Genomic DNA, 18,774 nt, shown 5'->3' on the forward strand with positions numbered 1-18,774 from the left:
CGAACTTCACCGGCCCGGCCGCGCTCCTAGGTTAAACCCCCAGCGCAGCGGCCTTGGCATGGACCTGGTGATTGCACGACCCGAAGGATTGTACTGCCCACCCGGGGATTTCTACATCGACCCGTGGCGCCCCGTTGAACGTGCGGTGATCACCCACGGCCATGGCGACCACGCCCGCAACGGCAACCGCCACTACCTCACCGCCAGCCCCGGCGCGGGCATCCTGCGCAGCCGCCTGGGCGCCGACATCAACCTGCAGACCCTCGACTACGGCCAGCGCCTGGACCACGGCGGGGTGACCCTGAGCTTGCACCCGGCCGGCCATGTGCTGGGCTCGGCCCAGGTGCGCCTGGAGTATCGCGGCGAGGTGTGGGTGGCATCCGGCGACTACAAGGTCGAACCCGATGGCACCTGCGCACCGTTCGAACCGGTGCGCTGCCACACCTTCATCACCGAGTCGACCTTCGGCCTGCCGATCTACCGCTGGGAGCCCCAGCAGCAGATCTTCGACCAGATCAATGCGTGGTGGCGCGAGAACATCACACTGGGCAAGGCCAGCGTGCTGTTCTGCTATTCGTTCGGCAAGGCGCAGCGCATCCTGCATGGCCTGGACCCGAGCCTGGGGCCGATCCTGGTGCATGGCGCGGTCGAGCCGCTGAACCGGGTATACCGCGAAGCGGGTGTCGCCCTGCCCGCCACGCTGCATGCCAGCGAGATGGACAAGCACGACCCACGCATGCGCCAGGCGCTGATCCTGGCCCCGCCCTCGGCGGCCGGCAGCAGCTGGATGCGCCGCTTCGGCGACTACAGCGACGCCTTCGCCAGCGGCTGGATGCGCCTGCGCGGCACCCGGCGCCGGCGCGGGGTGGACCGCGGCTTCGTGCTCTCCGACCACGCCGACTGGCCCGGCCTGCTACGGGCCATCGAACAGACCGGGGCGCAGCGGGTGATGGTGACCCACGGCTCGGTGGCCGTGCTGGTGCGCTACCTGTGCGAGCGCGGGCTGGATGCCCAGGCGTTCGTCACCGAATACGGTGACGAGGATGAAGGCGCCCCGACCGAGGCCAGCGCATGAAGGCCTTCGCCGAACTCTACGGCCAGCTCGACGCCACCACCTCGAGCAACGCTAAGCGCGATGCACTGGTGCGCTACTTCGCAAGCGCCAGCCCCGCAGACGCCGCCTGGGCGGTGTACTTCCTGGCCGGCGGGCGGCCGCGCCAGCTGGTACCCACACGGCTGCTGCGCGAGCTGGCAATCAGCCTGTCGGGTTTGCCCGACTGGTTGTTCGAGGAGAGCTACCAGGCCGTGGGCGACCTGGCCGAGACCTTTTCGCTGCTGCTGCCCGAAGCCGCCCACAGCAGCGACGCGGGCCTGGCCTACTGGGTCGAGGATTGCCTGCTGCCGCTGCGCGGACTGCCGCCCGAAACCCTGGCGCAGCGCCTGCCGCTCCTGTGGGCACAGCTCGACCGGCAGAGCCTGCTGGTGTGCCTGAAGCTGGTCACCGGCAGCTTTCGCGTCGGCGTGTCGAAGCTGCTGGTCACCCGCGCCCTGGCGCAACTGGCCGACATAGACAGCAAGCGCGTGGCTCAGCGCCTGGTGGGCTACACCGACCTGTCGCACCGCCCCACGGCCCAGGGCTACCTCAAGCTGATCGCGGCCGAGTCCGAAGACGAACATGCCCAGCGCGGCGGCCAGCCGTACCCGTTCTTTCTGGCCCATGCGCTGCAACAGCCGGTGGACCAGTTCGAGGCCCTGCTCGGCCCGCCCCAGGCCTGGCAGGCGGAATGGAAGTGGGACGGCATCCGTGCGCAGGTGGTCAAGCGCGAGGGCCAGCTGTGGGTGTGGTCACGCGGCGAGGAGCTGCTGACCGAGCGCTTCCCCGAACTGCAGGCGCTGGCCGCCGTGCTGCCCGATGGCTGCGTGGTGGACGGCGAGATCGTGGTGTGGCGCGACGGCGTGCAACCCTTCGCCCTGCTGCAGCAGCGCATCGGGCGCAAGACCCTGGGCAAGAAGATACTGGCCGATGCGCCAGTGGTGCTGTTGGGCTACGACCTGCTCGAATGGCAGGGGGCCGACTGGCGCAGCCGCCCGCAGGCCGAGCGCCGGGCGCAGCTGGAGGCGCTGGTGCAGACCACTGCGCACCCGGCGCTGCGCCTGTCGCCGGTGCTGCAGGGCGACACCTGGGCCGAGCTTGCCGCCCAGCGCGAGGCATCGCGCAGCCTGGGGGTCGAGGGCCTGATGCTCAAGGCCCGCGACGCCCTGTACGGGGTGGGCCGCACCAAGGACATGGGGGTGTGGTGGAAGTGGAAAATCGACCCGTTCAGCGTGGACGCGGTGCTGATCTATGCCCAGCGCGGACATGGCCGGCGCGCCAGCCTGTACAGCGACTACACCTTTGCGGTGTGGGACGCCCCAGCCGGCAGCCCGCAGCGTAGCCTTGTGCCCTTCGCCAAGGCGTATTCAGGGCTCAGCGACGAAGAGATGCGCAAGGTTGATGCAATCATCCGCAAGACCACCGTGGAAACCTTCGGGCCGGTACGCAGCGTGACCCCGACGCTGGTGTTCGAACTCGGCTTCGAAGGCATCGCACTGTCCAAGCGCCACAAGAGCGGGATTGCGGTGCGCTTCCCGCGGATGCTGCGCTGGCGCCTGGACAAACCGGTGGACGAAGCAGACGACCTGGCCACGTTGCAGTCGCTGCTGGGGTAAGCGAAACGCAGCAATTGGGACTATGGTGCGGAAATTGCTGTGAGCTTGATGTCGAGCGGCCAGCGGTAACGCTGCGCAGCCACCCATCACTTGCGCTTGAAGGACCACACCATGAAAAAAGCTCTGCTGACGCTGTCTGCTCTGGCGCTGTGCCTGGCTGCGGGCAACACCCTGGCCAAGGACTACAAGGAACTGCGCTTCGGCGTCGATCCCTCCTACGCCCCTTTCGAGTCCAAGGCCGCCGACGGCAGCCTGGTGGGCTTCGACATCGACCTGGGCAACGCAATCTGCGCCGAGCTCAAGGTCAAGTGCAGGTGGGTCGAGAGCGACTTCGACGGCATGGTTCCGGGCCTCAAGGCCAACAAGTTCGACGGCGTGATCTCGTCCATGACGGTGACCCCGGCGCGGGAGAAGGTCATCGATTTCTCTGACGAGCTGTTCTCCGGGCCTACCGCGCTGGTGTTCAAAAAAGGTGCAGGCATGAGCGCCGACCCGGCCTCGCTCAAGGGCAAGACCGTCGGCTATGAGCAGGGCACCATCCAGGAAGCCTATGCCAAGGCCGTGCTGGACAAGGCCGGGGTCAAGACCCAGGCCTACCAGAACCAGGACCAGGTGTATGCCGACCTGATTTCGGGACGCCTGGACGCCTCGATCCAGGACATGCTGCAGGCCGAACTGGGCTTTCTGAAATCGCCACAGGGCGCGGGCTACGAAGTGAGCCAACCGGTGGACAGCGAATTGCTGCCGTCGAAGACGGCGGTGGGCATTAAGAAAGGTAACAGCGAGCTGAAGGCCCTGCTGAACAAAGGTATCAAAGCGTTACACGATGATGGCACCTATGCCGACATCCAGAAGAAGCACTTTGGTGATCTGAACCTGTACAGCGGCAAGTAGGGCCGGCCTCTTCGCCGGCAAGGCCGGCTCCTACACGGGTTCGCGGTGCGTGCAAGAGCTGACTCACCGCGTACCCAAGGTCCCACCCGCACAGGCTCGCCCCATGCTTGACGACCTCCTGCAACACCTGGGCCTTGGCGCCTTCAGCCTCAGGGGCTTCGGCCCGCTGCTGCTGCAAGGCACCTGGATGACCCTGCAACTGTCCTTCATGTCGCTGCTGGTCAGCGTCGGCCTGGGCCTGCTCGGCGCCAGCGCCAAGCTCTCCGCGCTGCCGCTGCTACGCATCCCCGCGCAGCTCTACACCACGCTGATCCGCGGGGTGCCCGACCTGGTGCTGATGCTGTTGATCTTCTACAGCCTGCAGACCGGGCTCACCAGCCTGACCGACGCCATGGAGTGGGACTACATCGAGATCAACCCCTTCGCTGCCGGGGTCATCACCCTGGGCTTCATCTACGGTGCCTATTTCACCGAGACCTTTCGCGGCGCGATCCTCGCGGTGCCGCGCGGCCAGGTCGAAGCGGCCACCGCCTATGGCCTCAAGCGCTTTCAGCGGTTTCGCTTCGTGGTGTTCCCGCAGATGATGCGCTTCGCCCTGCCGGGCATCGGCAACAACTGGATGGTGATGCTCAAGGCCACCGCGCTGGTGTCGATCATCGGCCTGGCCGACCTGGTCAAGGCCGCCCAGGATGCCGGCAAGAGCAGCTACCAGCTGTTCTACTTTCTGGTGGTGGCGGCCTTCATCTACCTGCTGATCACCAGCGCCTCGAACGTGGCCCTGCGCTGGCTCGAACGGCGCTACAACGTCGGCACCCGGGAGGCACTGCGATGATCGAGCTGCTGCAGGAATACTGGCGCGCGTTTCTCTATACCGACGGCACCCACATCACCGGGCTGGCGATGACGATGTGGCTGCTCAGCGCCTCGCTGCTGATCGGCTTCGTGGTATCGATCCCGCTGTCGATCGCACGGGTGTCACGGCGCCTGTGGGTGCGCTGGCCAGTGCAGTTCTACACCTACCTGTTTCGCGGCACGCCGCTGTATATCCAGCTGCTGATCTGCTACACCGGCATCTACAGCCTGGAGGTGGTGCGCGGGCAACCGCTGCTCGACAGCTTCTTTCGCGACGCCATGAACTGCACCATCCTGGCCTTTGCCCTGAACACCTGCGCCTACACCACCGAGATCTTCGCCGGCGCCATCCGCAGCATGCACCACGGTGAAGTCGAGGCGGCCAGGGCCTACGGCCTGCGCGGCTGGAAACTTTATGCTTATATCATCATGCCGTCCGCGTTGCGCCGCTCACTGCCGTACTACAGCAATGAGGTGATCCTGATGCTGCACTCGACCACCGTGGCCTTCACCGCCACCGTGCCGGACATCCTCAAGGTCGCCCGCGACGCCAACTCGGCCACCTTTCTGACCTTTCAGTCGTTCGGTACGGCCGCCATCATCTACCTGTGCGTGACCTTCGCACTGGTGGGCCTGTTCCGCCTGGCCGAACGACGCTGGCTGGCCTTCCTCGGCCCCGCACACTAGGACCGTTCATGCACCACAAGACCCACGACATCCTGGCCCCGGTGCCGGGGATTTGCCGCCAGATCCACAGCTTCCACTTCGGCCCGCGCGGTGCCGGCAAGGTCTATATCCAGGCTTCGCTGCATGCCGACGAGCTGCCCGGCATGCTGGTGGCCTGGCACCTCAAGCAACGCCTGGGCGAATTGCAGAGCCAGGGCCGCCTGCGCCACGAGATCGTGCTGGTGCCCATCGCCAACCCGGTGGGCCTGGAACAGGTGCTGATGGACGTGCCCCTGGGGCGTTTCGAGCTGCAGAGCGGCGAGAACTTCAACCGCCACTTCGTCGACCTGAGCGACACCATCGGTGACCAGATCGAAGCGCACCTGACCCAGGACCCGCGGCACAACGTCGAGCTGATTCGCGAGTGCATGCGCCGGGCGCTGGACGCGCAGCCCGCCGCCACCCCGCTGCAATCCCAGCGCCTGGTACTGCAACGCCTGGCCTGCGATGCCGACATGGTGCTGGACCTGCACTGCGACTTCGAGGCCGTCGCGCACCTGTACACCACCCCGGAAGCCTGGCCCCGGGTCGAGGCGCTGTCGCGCTATCTCGGGGCCCAGGCCAGCCTGCTGGCCACCGATTCGGGCGGGCAGTCGTTCGATGAGTGTTTCACCCTGGTGTGGTGGCAGCTGCAGCAACGCTTTGCCAAGCAGTTCCCCATCCCCCAGGGCAGCTTTTCGGTGACGGTGGAGCTGCGCGGTCAGGGCGATGTGAGCCACCCGCTGGCCAGCACCGACTGCGAGGCGATCCTGAACTACCTGACCCGTTTCGGTGCCATCGAAGGCGAAGCCGCCCCCTTGCCGCCCCTGCCCTACCCGGCCACACCGCTGGCGGCGGTCGAACCGGTGGCCACGCCGCTGGGCGGCCTGCTGGTGTTTCATGTCACCCCGGGCCAGCCGGTGCAGGCCGGGCAACTGATCGCCGAGGTGATCGACCCGCTCAGCGACCGCGTGACCCCGGTATACAACCAGCAGGCCGGGCTGCTGTATGCCCGCTCGCTGCGACGCATGGCCACCGCTGGCATGGTGATTGCGCATGTGGCGGGCAACCAGCCGTACCGCAGCGGCTATCTGTTATCGCCATGAGGGGCCGTGCATGTACAAACTGACCATCGAAGGCCTGCACAAGCGCTACGGCGAGCACCATGTGCTCAAGGGCGTTTCACTGCAGGCCAGCACCGGCGACGTGATCAGCCTGATCGGCGCCAGTGGCTCGGGCAAGAGCACCTTTCTGCGCTGCATCAATTTTCTCGAACAGCCCGACGAGGGCAGCATGACCCTGGACGGCCAGCCGGTGCGCATGGTGCACGACCGCCACGGCCTGCGCGTGGCCGATGCCGACGAGCTGCAGCGTATCCGCACGCGCCTGGCCATGGTGTTCCAGCATTTCAACCTGTGGAGCCACCTGAGCGTGCTGGAGAACATCAGCATGGCGCCGCGCCGGGTGCAGGGGGTAAGCCGGCACGAGGCCGAGGAACGGGCACGTGCCTACCTGGACAAGGTAGGCCTGGCGCCCCGGGTGGCAGACCAGTACCCGGCGTTCCTGTCCGGTGGCCAGCAGCAGCGGGTGGCGATCGCGCGGGCGCTGGCAATGGAGCCGGAGGTGATGCTGTTCGACGAGCCGACTTCGGCGCTGGACCCGGAGCTGGTGGGGGAAGTGCTGCGGGTGATCCAGGGGCTGGCCGAGGAAGGCCGCACCATGATCATGGTGACCCACGAAATGAGCTTTGCACGGCAGGTATCGAGCCAGGTGCTGTTCCTGCATCAGGGGCTGGTGGAGGAACAGGGCGCACCGGCCGATGTGCTGGGCAACCCCAGGAGCGAGCGGCTGCGCCAGTTCCTGAGTGGCAACCTCAAATAATCCGACGATTGTCACCCGCTAAAACTAATGCCGGGCATTGATGGTCTGTGAAGACACACCCACTGCCCACAAGCGGCCCCGGCATGCGTAAACCGTCCGACCTTGCTGGCCCCTGGTTTGCCACCCGTGGCTGGAAGCCCTTCGCCTTTCAGAAGCGCGTGTGGGCCGCCGTCGCCCGCGGCGAATCCGGGTTGCTGCATGCCAGCACCGGCGCCGGCAAAACCTATGCCCTGTGGCTGGCCGCGCTGCAACACCTCCATGCCCAGGACACGCCACGCGCCAAGCACCCGGCACCGCTGCAAGTGCTGTGGATCACCCCCATGCGCGCCCTGGCCGCCGATACCGCGCGGGCCTTGCAGGCGCCACTGGACGCGTTGCAGATTCACTGGAGCCAGGGCGTGCGCAGCGGCGACACCTCCAGCGCCGAGCGTGCCCGCCAGAGCCGGCGCCTGCCCAGTGCCCTGATCACCACCCCCGAAAGCCTGACCCTGCTGCTGACCCGCGATGCGGCGCAGAGCGAGTTCGCCAGCCTGCGCCTGGTGGTGGTGGACGAATGGCACGAGCTGCTCGGCAACAAGCGCGGTGTACAACTGCAACTGGCCCTGGCGCGCCTGCGCCGCTGGCACCCGGGCCTGATCGTATGGGGCATCTCGGCCACCCTGGGTAACCTGGAGCATGCCCGCGACGTGCTGCTGCCCGAGGGCGGTTGCCTGGTGCAAGGCCGCCAGGACAAGCGCATCGAGGTCGATACCCTGCTGCCAGAAGCCATCGAGCGCTTCCCCTGGGCCGGGCACATGGGGCTCAAGATGCTCGCGCAGGTGCGCGATGAGGTCGCGCGCAGCAGCAGTTGCCTGGTGTTCACCAACACCCGCGCCCAGGCCGAGCTGTGGTATCAGGCGCTGCTGGAGGCGCGCCCCGACTGGGCCGGCATCATTGCCCTGCATCACGCCTCGCTGGCCCGCGAAACCCGCAACTGGGTCGAGCAGAGCCTGAAACAGGGCCAGCTCAAGGCAGTGGTATGTACCTCAAGCCTAGACCTGGGGGTGGATTTTCTGCCCGTCGAACGGGTGTTGCAGATCGGCTCGGCCAAGGGCGTGGCGCGTCTGATGCAGCGCGCCGGACGCTCGGGGCACGCGCCGGGCCGCCCTTCGCGGGTGACCCTGGTACCGACCCACAGCCTGGAGCTGGTGGAGGCCGCCGCCGCCCGCGAGGCCGTGGCAGCACGCCAGATAGAGGCAAGGCGCTCTCCGGCGCTGTGCATGGATGTGCTGGTGCAGCACCTGGTGAGCATGGCCCTGGGGGCCGGGTTTCGCCCCGCGCAACTGCTCGAGGAAGTGCGCAGCACCTGGGCCTATCGGCACCTGCGCGACGAACAGTGGCAATGGGCGCTGGAATTCGTGCGCAACGGCGGTGCCTCGCTGGGCGCCTACCCTGACTATCACCGGGTCATCGAAGCGCCGGACGGGGTATGGCGGGTGGCCAACGCACGCCTGGCGCGCCGCCACCGCATGGGCATCGGCACCATCGTCAGCGATGCGAGCATCCAGCTGAAGTTCTGGAGCAAGGGAGGCGGCGGGCGCAACCTGGGCAGTGTCGAGGAAGCCTTCGTTGCCCGCCTGCGCCCGGGCGATGCCTTCCTGTTCGCCGGGCGCACGCTGGAGCTGGTGCGCATCGACAACATGACCGCCTATGTGCGTCGCAGCACCGCGCGCAAACCTGCCGTGCCACGCTGGAACGGCGGGCGCATGCCGCTTTCCAGCGAGCTGGCAAGGGCCGTGGTCGAGCAGCTCGACAGCGCCGCGCACGGTCGCTACCACGGGCCGGCCATGCAGGCGGTCAAGCCATTGCTGGAGCTGCAGCGGCGCTGGTCGGTGATCCCCACCCACGACATGCTGCTGGCCGAGACCTGGACCTCGCGTCAGGGCTGCCATCTGTTTCTCTATCCATTTGCCGGGCGCACCACCCACCTTGGGCTGGCCAGCCTGCTGGCGTGGCGCTACAGCCGCAGCCAGCCGGCGAGTTTCTCGATTGCGGTGAACGACTATGGCCTGGAACTGCTGTGCCCTGGCGAAGTGCCGTGGGCGGCCATGCTGCCGGACCTGCTGAGCCCCGATGAACTGCTCGAGGACGTGCTGGCCAGCCTGAATGCCGGCGAAATGGCCATGCGACGTTTTCGCGAAATTGCGCAGATCTCCGGGCTGGTGTTCGGCGGCTATCCCGGCTCGCACAAGAGCACCCGGCAGATCCAGGCGTCCAGCGGCCTGTTCTTCGAGGTGTTCCGCCAGCACGACGCGGGCAACCTGCTGCTGGGCCAGGCCCGTGACGAGGTGCTGAACGCAGAGCTTGAGATCGACCGCCTGGCGCAGGTACTGAGCCGGCTGGGCGGTTTGCGCCTGCATCTGCAGCCGCTTGCGCGCCCGGGCCCGCTGGCCTTTCCGCTGCTGGTGGAAGGCATGCGCGAAACCCTGAGCACGGAAAAGCTCGCCGACCGCATCGCCCGCATGGTCGCCGACCTGGAAAAGGCCGCGAGCCGGGAGCGCTGAATGAGTCACTGCCTGAACATCGACGTACACGGCGAGCAGCTCTGGCTGCTGGGGGACAAGGCGCTGTACTGGCCGGCGCGCAGGGTGATGCTGGTGGCCGATGTGCATATCGGCAAGGCGGCGGCATTTCGCGCCCAGCACCTGCCCGTGCCCCGCGGCACCACGCAATCGACCCTGCAACGCCTGGACCGGCTGCTGACCAGCTACCCATGCGAAGAGCTGATCGTGCTGGGCGACTTTCTGCACGCACGCACCGGCCGCGCCGCGGCCACGCTGGAACGCGTGCGGCAATGGCGGGAACGGCACGCCCGGCTGAAGATCACGCTGATACGCGGCAACCACGACCTGCATGCCGGCGACCCGCCCGAGGGGCTGCGCATCGATGTGCTTGACGGCCCGCTGCTGCTGGGGCCGTTCGCCTTGCAGCACGAGCCTGAGCCCCATGCCACGCACCTGGTGCTGGCCGGCCACGTACATCCGGTGTATGTGCTGCGGGGGCGCGCGCGGCAACGCCTGCGCCTGCCCTGCTTCGTGATCGGCGAACGGCTCGGCCTGCTGCCGGCCTTCGGGGACTTCACCGGCGGCTGGGCAGTGCAGCCTCAGCCGGGTGAGCGCGTGTACCTGACGGCAGACGCGCAGGTATGGCCGGTCAAGCCCTAGGCTCAGGCAACCGGTGCCGGTGGCGGTTCATCAGGGAGTGTGGGTTCACCCGGTTCCATCGGCGGGTTATCGCCTGGCTGCGGCGGCGACGGGGTGTCCGGGTCAGGCTGGCCGGGGACGCCACCGGCCTGCATCAGTGGCGGCTGCGCGAGCAATGACCAGGCCACCAGCCCGATCTGATTGGGCTGCAGCACGGCAAGTTTGGCGCTGATTGAGGGGTCGAGTTTCATAGGCGGCTCCTGAGCGAAGTCCGACACGCCTCCTGGCGTGCCGGGACGGTTCATCTGCTTGGAGTGCCTTGCCGGCGAGTAATTCCCTCGCTTCGTCGGCTCAGGTGCGCGGCAGGGTCACACCGCGCTGGCCCTGGTACTTGCCGCCGCGGTCCTTATAGGACACTTCGCACTCTTCGTCGGACTCCAGGAACAGCATCTGCGCCACGCCTTCGTTGGCGTAGATCTTGGCCGGCAGGGTGGTGGTGTTGGAGAACTCCAGGGTCACGTGGCCTTCCCACTCCGGCTCGAGCGGGGTGACGTTGACGATGATGCCGCAACGGGCATAGGTGCTCTTGCCCAGGCAGATGGTCAGCACGTTGCGCGGGATGCGGAAGTACTCGACGGTGCGCGCCAGGGCGAAGGAGTTGGGCGGGATGATGCACACGTCGCTCTTGACGTCGACGAAGCTGCCGGCGTCGAAGTTTTTCGGATCGACGGTGGCCGAATTGATGTTGGTGAACACCTTGAACTCGTCGGCGCAGCGCACGTCGTAGCCGTAGCTGGAGACGCCGAAGGAGATCAGCCGGTTGTCGCTTTCGCCGCGTACCTGACGCTCGACGAAGGGCTCGATCATGCCGTGTTCCTGCGCCATGCGGCGAATCCACTTGTCCGATTTGATGCTCATGGCGGGTGTCCTGAAATAGCGTGGTGAAGAAATTCTGTGGGGCATCTTACCGGGCCCGGCGCCGGGTTCAAAGTTCCGTGCGGTGTTGGCGGCAAGATCCGCGTCATACGGGGCCTGCGCGGGGTATCGCGGCGCCGTCAGTCTTGAATTGCACGAAAGCTGAACAAGACCATTGGCACGTTCTGGAAAAAGGGTTATGGTGACGCCACTGTGCTGCACGTGTCACTGAGAATCTCTACCTGATGCAAGATCTCGATCAACCCATCTTCATGAATTTTCTGCCTCTTTGCACTCAGTCTCGGCCAGGGCGTTTCCTGAGCCGTAATTAACTTTGTCCAAGGAGACAGACCATGTCCAATCGCCAAACCGGTACCGTTAAGTGGTTCAACGATGAAAAAGGCTTCGGCTTCATCACCCCACAATCCGGTGACGACCTGTTCGTACACTTCAAAGCCATTCAAGCTGACGGCTTCAAAAGCCTGAAAGAAGGCCAGCAGGTCTCTTTCGTCGCTACCCGCGGCCAGAAAGGCATGCAAGCTGAAGAAGTACAAGTTATCTAACTTGCGCTTCACTGCTTGAAAAAAGCCCTGCCCTCACCGGCGGGGCTTTTTTTTGCCTTGCCGGTGGGCCTGCCCGTAGGAGTCGGCGTTGCCGGCGAAGGCAACACCGCAGTACCTGCCTGGTGATGCAGTGGGCCCTTCGCCGGCAACGCCGGCTCCTACACAGGCGAGGGTATCGACTCAGTCTTCGCTGATGGTGATATTGGGCATCGCCGGCGCCGCCGCTTCCTGCAGCACGATACGCGCCCCCACCTGCCGTGCCAGTTCCTGGTACACCATGGCAATCTGGCTTTCAGGCTCGGCAATCGCGGTCGGCTTGCCGCTGTCGGCCTGCTCGCGAATCAGCATCGACAGGGGCAGCGAAGCCAGCAGCTCCACACCGTACTGCGCCGCCAGCTTCTCGCCACCACCTTCACCGAACAGGTGCTCGGCATGCCCGCAGTTCGAGCAGATATGCACGGCCATGTTCTCGACCACCCCCAGCACCGGGATATTCACCTTGCGGAACATCTCCACCCCCTTTTTCGCGTCCAGCAGCGCAAGGTCCTGCGGCGTGGTCACGATCACCGAACCGGCCACCGGCACCTTCTGCGCCAGGGTCAGCTGGATGTCGCCGGTGCCCGGCGGCATGTCGATCACCAGGTAGTCGAGGTTGTCCCAGGCGGTCTGGGTCACCAGTTGCAGCAACGCACCGGAGACCATCGGGCCACGCCATACCATCGGCGTGTTGTCGTCGGTGAGAAACGCCATCGACATGACTTCCACGCCATGCGCACGCAACGGCACGAACCACTTCTGGTCGCGGATCTGCGGCCGGGTCCCTTCGGCGATACCGAACATCACGCCCTGGCTGGGGCCATAGATGTCGGCATCCAGGATACCCACCCGCGCCCCTTCACGGGCCAGGGCCAGGGCCAGGTTGGCGGCGGTGGTGGACTTGCCCACACCGCCCTTGCCCGAGGCCACGGCCACGATGTTCTTGACGTTGGCCAGGCCCGGAATCTGCGCCTGGGCCTTGTGCGCGGCGATCACACAGGTGATCTCGACCTGTGCCGAGGCCACGCCCTCGATCCCCTCGACGGCGGTCTGCAGCACCTGGGCCCAGCCGTTCTTGAACAGGCCGGCGGCATAGCCCAGCTCCAGGGCCACGCTGACCCGGTCGCCCTGGATATCGATGCTGCGCACACACCCGGCGCTGACCGGGTCCTGGTTCAGGTAAGGGTCGGTGTATTGGCGAAGGACGGTTTCAACCGCTGCGCGAGTGACGGCGCTCATGGAGACTCCCGATAAAAGACTGAATGAAACAGGTCGCTATGCTAACCCGTGAAACAACGGCAGATACGTCCATGGGGTGAAATATATTTCCCATCGTTTTATAGTGGCCGATCACCGTTCATACCCTGTAGCCGAAAGTAGCCGAGCCCCCATGTCCGAGCCACGCCAGATTCTCGTCACCAGCGCCCTGCCCTATGCCAACGGGTCGATCCACCTTGGCCACATGCTCGAGTACGTTCAGACAGACATGTGGGTGCGCTTCCAGAAGTACCGCGGCAACCAGTGCACCTACGTGTGCGCCGACGACGCGCACGGTTCGGCGATCATGCTGCGCGCCGAGAAAGAAGGCATTACCCCCGAGCAACTAATCGCGAACGTGCAGGCCGAGCACTGCGGCGACTTTGCCGACTTTCTGGTGGAGTTCGACAACTACCATTCGACCCACGCCGACGAAAACCGCGAGCTGTCGAGCCAGATCTACCTGAAACTGCGTGACGCCGGGCATATCGCCACGCGCTCGGTCACCCAGTATTTCGACCCCGACAAGCAGATGTTCCTGGCCGACCGCTTCATCAAGGGCACCTGCCCCAAATGCGCGGCCGACGACCAGTATGGCGACAACTGCGAAAAATGCGGCGCCACCTACGCGCCGACCGAACTGAAGAACCCCAAGTCGGCCATCTCCGGCGCCACCCCGGTGCTCAGGGACTCCCAGCACTTCTTCTTCAAGCTGCCCGACTTCCAGGCCATGCTGCAGCAGTGGACCCGCAGCGGCACACTGCAGGACGCCGTGGCCAACAAGTTGGCCGAATGGCTGGATTCCGGCCTGCAGGAATGGGACATCTCCCGTGATGCGCCGTACTTCGGCTTCGAGATCCCGGGCGAGCCGGGCAAGTACTTCTATGTGTGGCTGGACGCGCCGATCGGCTACATGGCCAGCTTCAAGAACCTGTGCGACCGCACGCCGGAACTGGACTTCGACGCCTACTGGAAAAAAGACTCCAGCGCCGAGCTGTACCACTTCATCGGCAAGGACATCGTCAACTTCCACGCGCTGTTCTGGCCTGCCATGCTCGAAGGCGCCGGCTACCGCAAGCCGACCGCAATCAACGTGCACGGCTACCTGACGGTCAACGGCCAGAAGATGTCCAAGTCCCGTGGCACCTTCATCAAGGCGCGCACCTACCTCGACCACCTGTCGCCGGAATACCTGCGCTACTACTACGCGGCCAAGCTGGGCCGTGGCGTGGATGACCTGGACCTGAACCTGGAAGACTTCGTGCAGAAGGTCAACTCGGACCTGATCGGCAAGGTGGTCAACATCGCCAGCCGCTGCGCAGGGTTCATCCACAAGGGCAACGGCGGCGTGATGGTGGCCGGCGACGCCGCACCGGAGCTGACCGAGGCCTTCCTGGCTGCGGCACCGGGTATCGCCGACGCCTACGAAGGCCGCGACTTCGCCCGTGCGATGCGCGAAATCATGGGCCTGGCCGACCGCGCCAACGCCTGGATCGCCGACAAGGCCCCGTGGTCGCTGGCCAAGCAGGAAGGCAAGCAGGACGAAGTGCAGGCCGTGTGCGCCCAGGGCATCAACCTGTTCCGCCAGCTGGTGATCTTCCTCAAGCCGGTGCTGCCGCAACTGGCCAGCGATGCCGAGGCGTTCCTGAACGTCGCGCCGCTGACCTGGAACGACCACCAGAGCCGTCTCGAGAACCACCAGCTGAACCCGTTCAAGGCATTGATGACCCGCATCGACCCGGTCAAGGTGCAAGCCATGGTCGACGCTTCCAAGCAGGACCTGGCCGCCAGCCAGACCAGCGTGGTCACCGGCAACGGCGAGCTGACCAAGGACCCGCTGTCGGCCGAGATCGACTTCGACACCTTTGCCGCCGTCGACCTGCGGGTAGCGCTGATTCTCAAGGCCGAAGCCGTGGAAGGGGCCGACAAGCTGCTGCGACTGACCCTGGACATCGGTGACGAGCAGCGCAACGTGTTCTCCGGCATCAAGTCCGCCTACCCGGACCCGAGCAAGCTGGAAGGTCGTCTGACCATGATGATCGCCAACCTCAAGCCACGCAAAATGCGCTTTGGCGTAAGCGAGGGGATGGTCATGGCCGCAGGCCCTGGCGGCGAGGAGATCTACCTGCTCAGCCCTGACAGCGGCGCCAAGCCGGGTCAGCGCATCAAGTAAGTGCCACGCCCCGACCCTGACCGGCCGGGGCGTTCTCATTGCACCGTGATTGCCGGATAATGGCGCACAGCCTCTTGCCTGTGGCGCGCCCATGACCGAACTGCTCCTTACCCTTATCAGCGCTGCGCTGGTCAACAACCTCGTGTTGCACCAGGCCCTCGCGCTCGACCCGCTGCTGCAGCCCGTCGAGCCGGCGTCACGTCGCCGGGTGCACGCACTGGGGTTGGCGACGCTGGTGCTGATGGTGCTGGCGGTCGTAACGGGGCAGTTGCTTTACCGCTACGGGTTGCGCCCGCTGCAACTGGAGTACCTGCGCCTGTTCGTGTTCCTGCCGCTGTGCGTTCTGCTGGCAGCGCCGGTGCTGAACCGGTTGCAACGCCAACTGCCACACTGGCCGTTCACCGGCCTCAAACCCTTGCTGCTGGGCAATGCCGCCGTCCTGGGCCTTGCCCTGCAAGCCAGCGATGCCACGCTCGACCCGTTCGCCACCCTGGCCCTGAGCCTGGGCAGCGGCCTGGGCTTCTGGCTGGCGCTGTGCCTGTTCGACGACCTGCGCCAACGCAGCGACGCGGCCCCCGTGGCCTTGCGCGGCCTGCCCATCGAGCTGATCGGCGCAGGGATCATGGCCCTGGCCTTTCTCGGTTTCAACGGACTGTTCACCTCATGAGCCTGATTCAACGCATCGACGCCCTGCTGCCCCAGACCCAATGCGGCAAGTGCGGTCATGCCGGCTGCCAGCCTTACGCCCAGGGGCTGGCGGCGGGCGAGGCGATCAACAAGTGCCCACCCGGCGGCAGCGAGACCATTGCCGCACTGGCAGCACTGCTGCAGGTGCCGGTGATTGCCCTGGATACCGACCGCGGCAGTGCGCCCGCCCAGGTCGCCTTCATTCACGAGGCCGAATGTATCGGTTGCACCAAATGCATCCAGGCCTGCCCGGTGGACGCCATCGTCGGCGCCGCCAAGCTGATGCACACAGTCATCAGCGCCGAATGCACCGGCTGCGACCTGTGCGTGGCGCCTTGCCCGGTCGACTGCATCGACCTGCTGCCACTGCCTGCCGACAGCCCTATCGTGCCGATCGTCGGCGGCCTTGCTCACACCCGGCCACAGCAGCTCGCCCGCGCCGCCCGGCGCAGCCATGCACGCCACCGCTTCGAGCAGCGTGCCCAGCGCCTGCAACGCGAAGAGGCGCGCAAGCAGGCCGAACGCATCGCGCGCAGCCAGCGGCCCGCCCCGAACGCGGCGGCTGCGGTGCCGGCCGACGACCCGATCAAGGCCGCGATTGCGCGGGTGCAGGCGCAAAAGGCTGCAGCCGCCGATGCGGCGCTGAAAAAGGCCAAGATTGCCGCGGCCATGAGTCGCGCCCAGCTGACCAAGGCGCGCACAGCCTTTGGCGACTCGCCAAGCCCGGCGCAGCAAGCGCAACTGGCTGAGCTGCAGCAAGCGCAGCAACAGGCCCAGGCTCACCTGGAATCACTGCTGGCGGTAAGCGATGCTGCCCGCGCCTGACCCGGGCGAACGCCTGCGCGCCAGCCTGCGCCTGGTGCTGCTGGCGTGCCTGCCCGGCTTGCTGGCACTGACCTGGCTGCACGGTTGGGGCACCCTGCTCAACCTGCTGCTGACCACCACCGCGGCGCTGGCGACCGAAGCGGTGTTGCTGCGCGCCCAGCGCCGCCCGGTACGTGCTGCACTGGGCGATGGCAGCGCCCTGGTCAGCGCCACACTGCTGGCCATCGCCCTGCCCGCCTACCTCGCCTGGTGGGTGCCGGTGATTGCCAGCGCAAGCGCCCTGGCCCTGGGCAAGCATGTGTACGGCGGGCTTGGCAAGAATCCGTTCAACCCGGCCATGCTCGGCTATGCCGTGGCCCTGGTCAGCTTTCCGGCCCAGATGACCCAGTGGCCCGGACCGCAACCGCTGGACCTGGGCACCAGCCTCGAAGCGGTGTTCGGCTTGGCCGTCCGACCCGACGCCTGGGCCCAGGCGACGGTGCTGGATGTGGTGCGCCACAACCAGAGCCTGACCATCGACGAACTGTTCGGCCAGCACCCGGCCTTCGGCCGGTTCGCCGGCGCGGGCAGCGAGTGGGTCGCCCTGGCCTTCCTGGCCGGTGGCCTGTTGTTGCTGCAGCGCAAGGTGTTCAGCTGGCATGCCCCGGTGGCCATGCTGGGCAGCCTGTTCTTCATGAGCCTGCTGGGCTGGAACGGCTCGGGCTCCGACTCCAATGGCTCGCCGCTGTTTCACCTGCTGGCCGGCTCCAGCCTGTTCGTCGCGTTCTTCATCGTCACCGAACCGGTCAGCGGCCCCAGGGCGGCCAGCGCACGCCTGCTGTTCGGCGCCGGGGTGGGCGTGCTGGTCTATGTAATCCGTACCTGGGGTAGCTACCCCGACGGCAGCGCGTTCGCCGTGCTGCTGATGAACCTGTGCGTGCCGGCGCTCGAACGCTGGGCCGCGCGGCGCCAAGGGCAGCCGGCATGACCCCCCGGGCGCGTGCAGTGCTGCTGGTGGCGGCCGTGGCGTGCCTGGCCATCGGCTGCGCCATTGGCTGGGCGCAGTTGAACGCCGCGCGTATCAGCCAGGCTGCAGTGCAGCTCAAGGCCAGGAGCCTGCTGAGCGTGCTGCCGGCAGAGCGCTACGACAACCAGCCGCTGCAACGCCCCCTCGCACTGCCCGCACCGACCCTGGCCCATAGCACCCTGCTGGCCGGCTACCGCGCGACCCTGCTCGGCCAGCCCAGCGCCGTGGTGCTGCACAGCCGGGTTCAGGGCTATGCGGGGCCACTGGACCTGCTGATCGCCATCGACAGCCACGGCCGCCTGCTGGCCACCCGGGTGCTGCAGCACCAGGAAACGCCAGGGCTTGGCGGCAAGTTGAGTGAACCGGGCAACACCTGGCTACGCGGGTTCGAGGGCCGCACGCTGGCGGACACCCCCGATCCGGCCTGGGCCCTCAAGCGCGATGCCGGCCAGTTCGACCAGCTGGCCGGCGCCAGCGTGACCTCCCGCGCAGTGATCCAGGCGGTGCACGATGCCCTGCGCTACTTCGACGAACACTCCCTCTATCTGCTGGGTACCGGTGAACATGAATAGCCGCAGCCTGCTCATCCTCAGCCTGGCCCCGATGCTGGGCGCCAGCCAGACCCTGGCCCAGGCCGCAGCGGTGGCGTTGTTCAGCCTGTTGAGCCTGTGCCTGCACCGGTTGTGCATGACGCCCTTGCGCCCGCTGCTGCAAGGGCTGCAGACCACGCTGGTCAGCGTGCTGCTGGCGGCGATGCTGGTGACCTGCCTGGAGCTGAGCCTGCGCGCCTGGGCCCTGGAGGTTCACGCGCAACTGGGCATCTACCCGGCGCTGATCGCACTGCAATGCGTGCTGCTGGAACAGTGCTTCGAGCGCCATCGCGGCGTCGCGCAAGGCCTGCTGGTGGTCATCGGCTTGTGTACAGTGCACCTGCTGCTGGGCCTGTGCCGCGAACTGCTGGGCTCTGCCGGGCTGCGCCTGGCCCAACTGACCCCGGGCGCACTGATCCTGCTGGGCCTGCTACTGGCCATTTTCAACCGGGTGCGGCGCAAGCCGGCCCCCTCGAGCCGTCAAGGAAGCCTCTGAGCC

The 18,774-nt window shown here is 66.4% G+C and carries 18 protein-coding genes and 1 pseudogene; 16 read left to right on the forward strand and 3 right to left on the reverse strand.

All coding sequences use genetic code 11. The annotated features are described in order from the left end of the window. Positions 1–58 precede the first annotated feature (58 nt). The 9 genes from B4I46_RS12610 (at position 59) to pdeM (ending at position 10,244) form a co-directional block, all read left to right on the forward strand. Positions 59–1,075 (forward strand): ligase-associated DNA damage response exonuclease, encoded by a 1,017-nt coding sequence (locus B4I46_RS12610; protein WP_286900466.1) that lies wholly within the window; start codon positions 59–61, stop codon positions 1,073–1,075. Further along, positions 1,072–2,709, forward strand: coding sequence for an ATP-dependent DNA ligase (locus tag B4I46_RS12615; RefSeq protein ID WP_286900469.1), 1,638 nt, complete (start codon positions 1,072–1,074; stop codon positions 2,707–2,709). The genes B4I46_RS12610 and B4I46_RS12615 overlap by 4 nt, the downstream gene beginning before the upstream one ends. Before the next feature lie 111 nt (positions 2,710–2,820). Further along, positions 2,821–3,603 (forward strand): transporter substrate-binding domain-containing protein, encoded by a 783-nt coding sequence (locus B4I46_RS12620; protein ID WP_043861953.1) that lies wholly within the window; start codon positions 2,821–2,823, stop codon positions 3,601–3,603. Positions 3,604–3,706: 103 nt separating this feature from the next. Continuing rightward, a complete protein-coding gene (locus B4I46_RS12625; RefSeq protein WP_043861954.1) occupies positions 3,707–4,435 on the forward strand; it encodes an ABC transporter permease in 729 nt (242 codons plus the stop codon). Further along, complete coding sequence (locus B4I46_RS12630; RefSeq protein WP_043861955.1) at positions 4,432–5,142, forward strand: ABC transporter permease; 711 nt, start codon at positions 4,432–4,434, stop codon at positions 5,140–5,142. The genes B4I46_RS12625 and B4I46_RS12630 overlap by 4 nt, the downstream gene beginning before the upstream one ends. A gap of 8 nt (positions 5,143–5,150) precedes the next feature. Next, positions 5,151–6,266: a succinylglutamate desuccinylase/aspartoacylase family protein gene (locus tag B4I46_RS12635; protein WP_054914742.1), complete on the forward strand. Its 1,116-nt coding sequence runs from the start codon at positions 5,151–5,153 to the stop codon at positions 6,264–6,266. Positions 6,267–6,276: 10 nt separating this feature from the next. Then, positions 6,277–7,041, forward strand: coding sequence for an ABC transporter ATP-binding protein (locus B4I46_RS12640; RefSeq protein ID WP_258659795.1), 765 nt, complete (start codon positions 6,277–6,279; stop codon positions 7,039–7,041). A gap of 83 nt (positions 7,042–7,124) precedes the next feature. After that, entirely contained in the window at positions 7,125–9,584 is a 2,460-nt protein-coding gene (locus B4I46_RS12645) for a ligase-associated DNA damage response DEXH box helicase (protein WP_286900473.1), read from the forward strand. Then, positions 9,585–10,244 (forward strand): ligase-associated DNA damage response endonuclease PdeM, encoded by a 660-nt coding sequence (pdeM, locus tag B4I46_RS12650; protein ID WP_123752796.1) that lies wholly within the window; start codon positions 9,585–9,587, stop codon positions 10,242–10,244. It begins immediately after the preceding gene. Between the two features lie 2 nt (positions 10,245–10,246). Here the strand turns inward: pdeM and B4I46_RS12655 are convergent, their stop codons facing one another. Both B4I46_RS12655 and dcd read right to left on the reverse strand, forming a co-directional pair. Beyond that, positions 10,247–10,474, reverse strand: a complete 228-nt coding sequence (locus B4I46_RS12655) for a hypothetical protein (protein WP_286900476.1) — start codon at positions 10,472–10,474, stop codon at positions 10,247–10,249. 100 nt (positions 10,475–10,574) lie between these two features. Beyond that, positions 10,575–11,141: a dCTP deaminase gene (gene dcd, locus B4I46_RS12660; RefSeq protein ID WP_028943496.1), complete on the reverse strand. Its 567-nt coding sequence runs from the start codon at positions 11,139–11,141 to the stop codon at positions 10,575–10,577. 350 nt (positions 11,142–11,491) lie between these two features. Here dcd and B4I46_RS12665 point away from each other — a divergent pair, with 350 nt between their 5' ends. Continuing rightward, positions 11,492–11,701: a cold-shock protein gene (locus B4I46_RS12665; protein WP_008365925.1), complete on the forward strand. Its 210-nt coding sequence runs from the start codon at positions 11,492–11,494 to the stop codon at positions 11,699–11,701. A 180-nt stretch (positions 11,702–11,881) separates the two neighbouring features. Here the strand turns inward: B4I46_RS12665 and apbC are convergent, their stop codons facing one another. Next, positions 11,882–12,976 (reverse strand): iron-sulfur cluster carrier protein ApbC, encoded by a 1,095-nt coding sequence (gene apbC / locus B4I46_RS12670; protein WP_058540969.1) that lies wholly within the window; start codon positions 12,974–12,976, stop codon positions 11,882–11,884. A gap of 151 nt (positions 12,977–13,127) precedes the next feature. Between apbC and metG the strand changes: the two genes are divergently transcribed. The 6 genes and pseudogenes from metG (at position 13,128) to B4I46_RS12700 (ending at position 18,771) form a co-directional block, all read left to right on the forward strand. Beyond that, on the forward strand, positions 13,128–15,167 hold the full coding sequence (gene metG, locus B4I46_RS12675; RefSeq protein ID WP_043861961.1) for a methionine--tRNA ligase: 2,040 nt from the start codon (positions 13,128–13,130) through the stop codon (positions 15,165–15,167). A gap of 91 nt (positions 15,168–15,258) precedes the next feature. Then, on the forward strand, positions 15,259–15,834 hold the full coding sequence (locus tag B4I46_RS12680; RefSeq protein WP_286900489.1) for an Rnf-Nqr domain containing protein: 576 nt from the start codon (positions 15,259–15,261) through the stop codon (positions 15,832–15,834). Beyond that, a pseudogene (locus tag B4I46_RS12685) lies at positions 15,831–16,646 on the forward strand (RnfABCDGE type electron transport complex subunit B); the annotation flags it as partial. The gene B4I46_RS12680 and the pseudogene B4I46_RS12685, both read left to right, overlap by 4 nt. Positions 16,647–16,662: 16 nt before the next feature. Continuing rightward, positions 16,663–17,646 (forward strand): RnfABCDGE type electron transport complex subunit D, encoded by a 984-nt coding sequence (locus tag B4I46_RS12690; RefSeq protein ID WP_286900492.1) that lies wholly within the window; start codon positions 16,663–16,665, stop codon positions 17,644–17,646. Further along, on the forward strand, positions 17,643–18,257 hold the full coding sequence (locus tag B4I46_RS12695; protein ID WP_286900495.1) for an RnfABCDGE type electron transport complex subunit G: 615 nt from the start codon (positions 17,643–17,645) through the stop codon (positions 18,255–18,257). Before B4I46_RS12690 ends, B4I46_RS12695 begins: the two co-directional genes overlap by 4 nt. Continuing rightward, positions 18,250–18,771, forward strand: a complete 522-nt coding sequence (locus B4I46_RS12700) for an Rnf-Nqr domain containing protein (RefSeq protein WP_236176556.1) — start codon at positions 18,250–18,252, stop codon at positions 18,769–18,771. The genes B4I46_RS12695 and B4I46_RS12700 overlap by 8 nt, the downstream gene beginning before the upstream one ends. The last annotated feature ends 3 nt before the right edge of the window (positions 18,772–18,774 follow it).

The sequence above is a fragment of the Pseudomonas sp. UBA7500 genome (assembly GCF_002478435.1).
GTDB classification, from domain to species: Bacteria; Pseudomonadota; Gammaproteobacteria; order Pseudomonadales; family Pseudomonadaceae; genus Aquipseudomonas; species Aquipseudomonas palmensis.

Excerpts from the sequence above, each read along its gene's own strand:
- B4I46_RS12700 (WP_236176556.1), top strand. The coding sequence starts at position 18,250 with ATGAATAGCCGCAGCCTGCTCATCCTCAGCCTGGCCCCGATGCTGGGC.
- B4I46_RS12620 (WP_043861953.1), top strand. The coding sequence starts at position 2,821 with ATGAAAAAAGCTCTGCTGACGCTGTCTGCTCTGGCGCTGTGCCTGGCT.
- B4I46_RS12630 (WP_043861955.1), top strand. The coding sequence starts at position 4,432 with ATGATCGAGCTGCTGCAGGAATACTGGCGCGCGTTTCTCTATACCGAC.
- pdeM (WP_123752796.1), top strand. The coding sequence starts at position 9,585 with ATGAGTCACTGCCTGAACATCGACGTACACGGCGAGCAGCTCTGGCTG.
- apbC (WP_058540969.1), bottom strand. The coding sequence starts at position 12,976 with ATGAGCGCCGTCACTCGCGCAGCGGTTGAAACCGTCCTTCGCCAATAC.
- B4I46_RS12635 (WP_054914742.1), top strand. The coding sequence starts at position 5,151 with ATGCACCACAAGACCCACGACATCCTGGCCCCGGTGCCGGGGATTTGC.
- metG (WP_043861961.1), top strand. The coding sequence starts at position 13,128 with ATGTCCGAGCCACGCCAGATTCTCGTCACCAGCGCCCTGCCCTATGCC.
- B4I46_RS12690 (WP_286900492.1), top strand. The coding sequence starts at position 16,663 with ATGCTGCCCGCGCCTGACCCGGGCGAACGCCTGCGCGCCAGCCTGCGC.
- B4I46_RS12640 (WP_258659795.1), top strand. The coding sequence starts at position 6,277 with ATGTACAAACTGACCATCGAAGGCCTGCACAAGCGCTACGGCGAGCAC.
- B4I46_RS12680 (WP_286900489.1), top strand. The coding sequence starts at position 15,259 with ATGACCGAACTGCTCCTTACCCTTATCAGCGCTGCGCTGGTCAACAAC.
- B4I46_RS12615 (WP_286900469.1), top strand. The coding sequence starts at position 1,072 with ATGAAGGCCTTCGCCGAACTCTACGGCCAGCTCGACGCCACCACCTCG.
- B4I46_RS12665 (WP_008365925.1), top strand. The coding sequence starts at position 11,492 with ATGTCCAATCGCCAAACCGGTACCGTTAAGTGGTTCAACGATGAAAAA.
- dcd (WP_028943496.1), bottom strand. The coding sequence starts at position 11,141 with ATGAGCATCAAATCGGACAAGTGGATTCGCCGCATGGCGCAGGAACAC.
- B4I46_RS12625 (WP_043861954.1), top strand. The coding sequence starts at position 3,707 with ATGCTTGACGACCTCCTGCAACACCTGGGCCTTGGCGCCTTCAGCCTC.
- B4I46_RS12695 (WP_286900495.1), top strand. The coding sequence starts at position 17,643 with ATGACCCCCCGGGCGCGTGCAGTGCTGCTGGTGGCGGCCGTGGCGTGC.
- B4I46_RS12645 (WP_286900473.1), top strand. The coding sequence starts at position 7,125 with ATGCGTAAACCGTCCGACCTTGCTGGCCCCTGGTTTGCCACCCGTGGC.
- B4I46_RS12655 (WP_286900476.1), bottom strand. The coding sequence starts at position 10,474 with ATGAAACTCGACCCCTCAATCAGCGCCAAACTTGCCGTGCTGCAGCCC.
- B4I46_RS12610 (WP_286900466.1), top strand. The coding sequence starts at position 59 with ATGGACCTGGTGATTGCACGACCCGAAGGATTGTACTGCCCACCCGGG.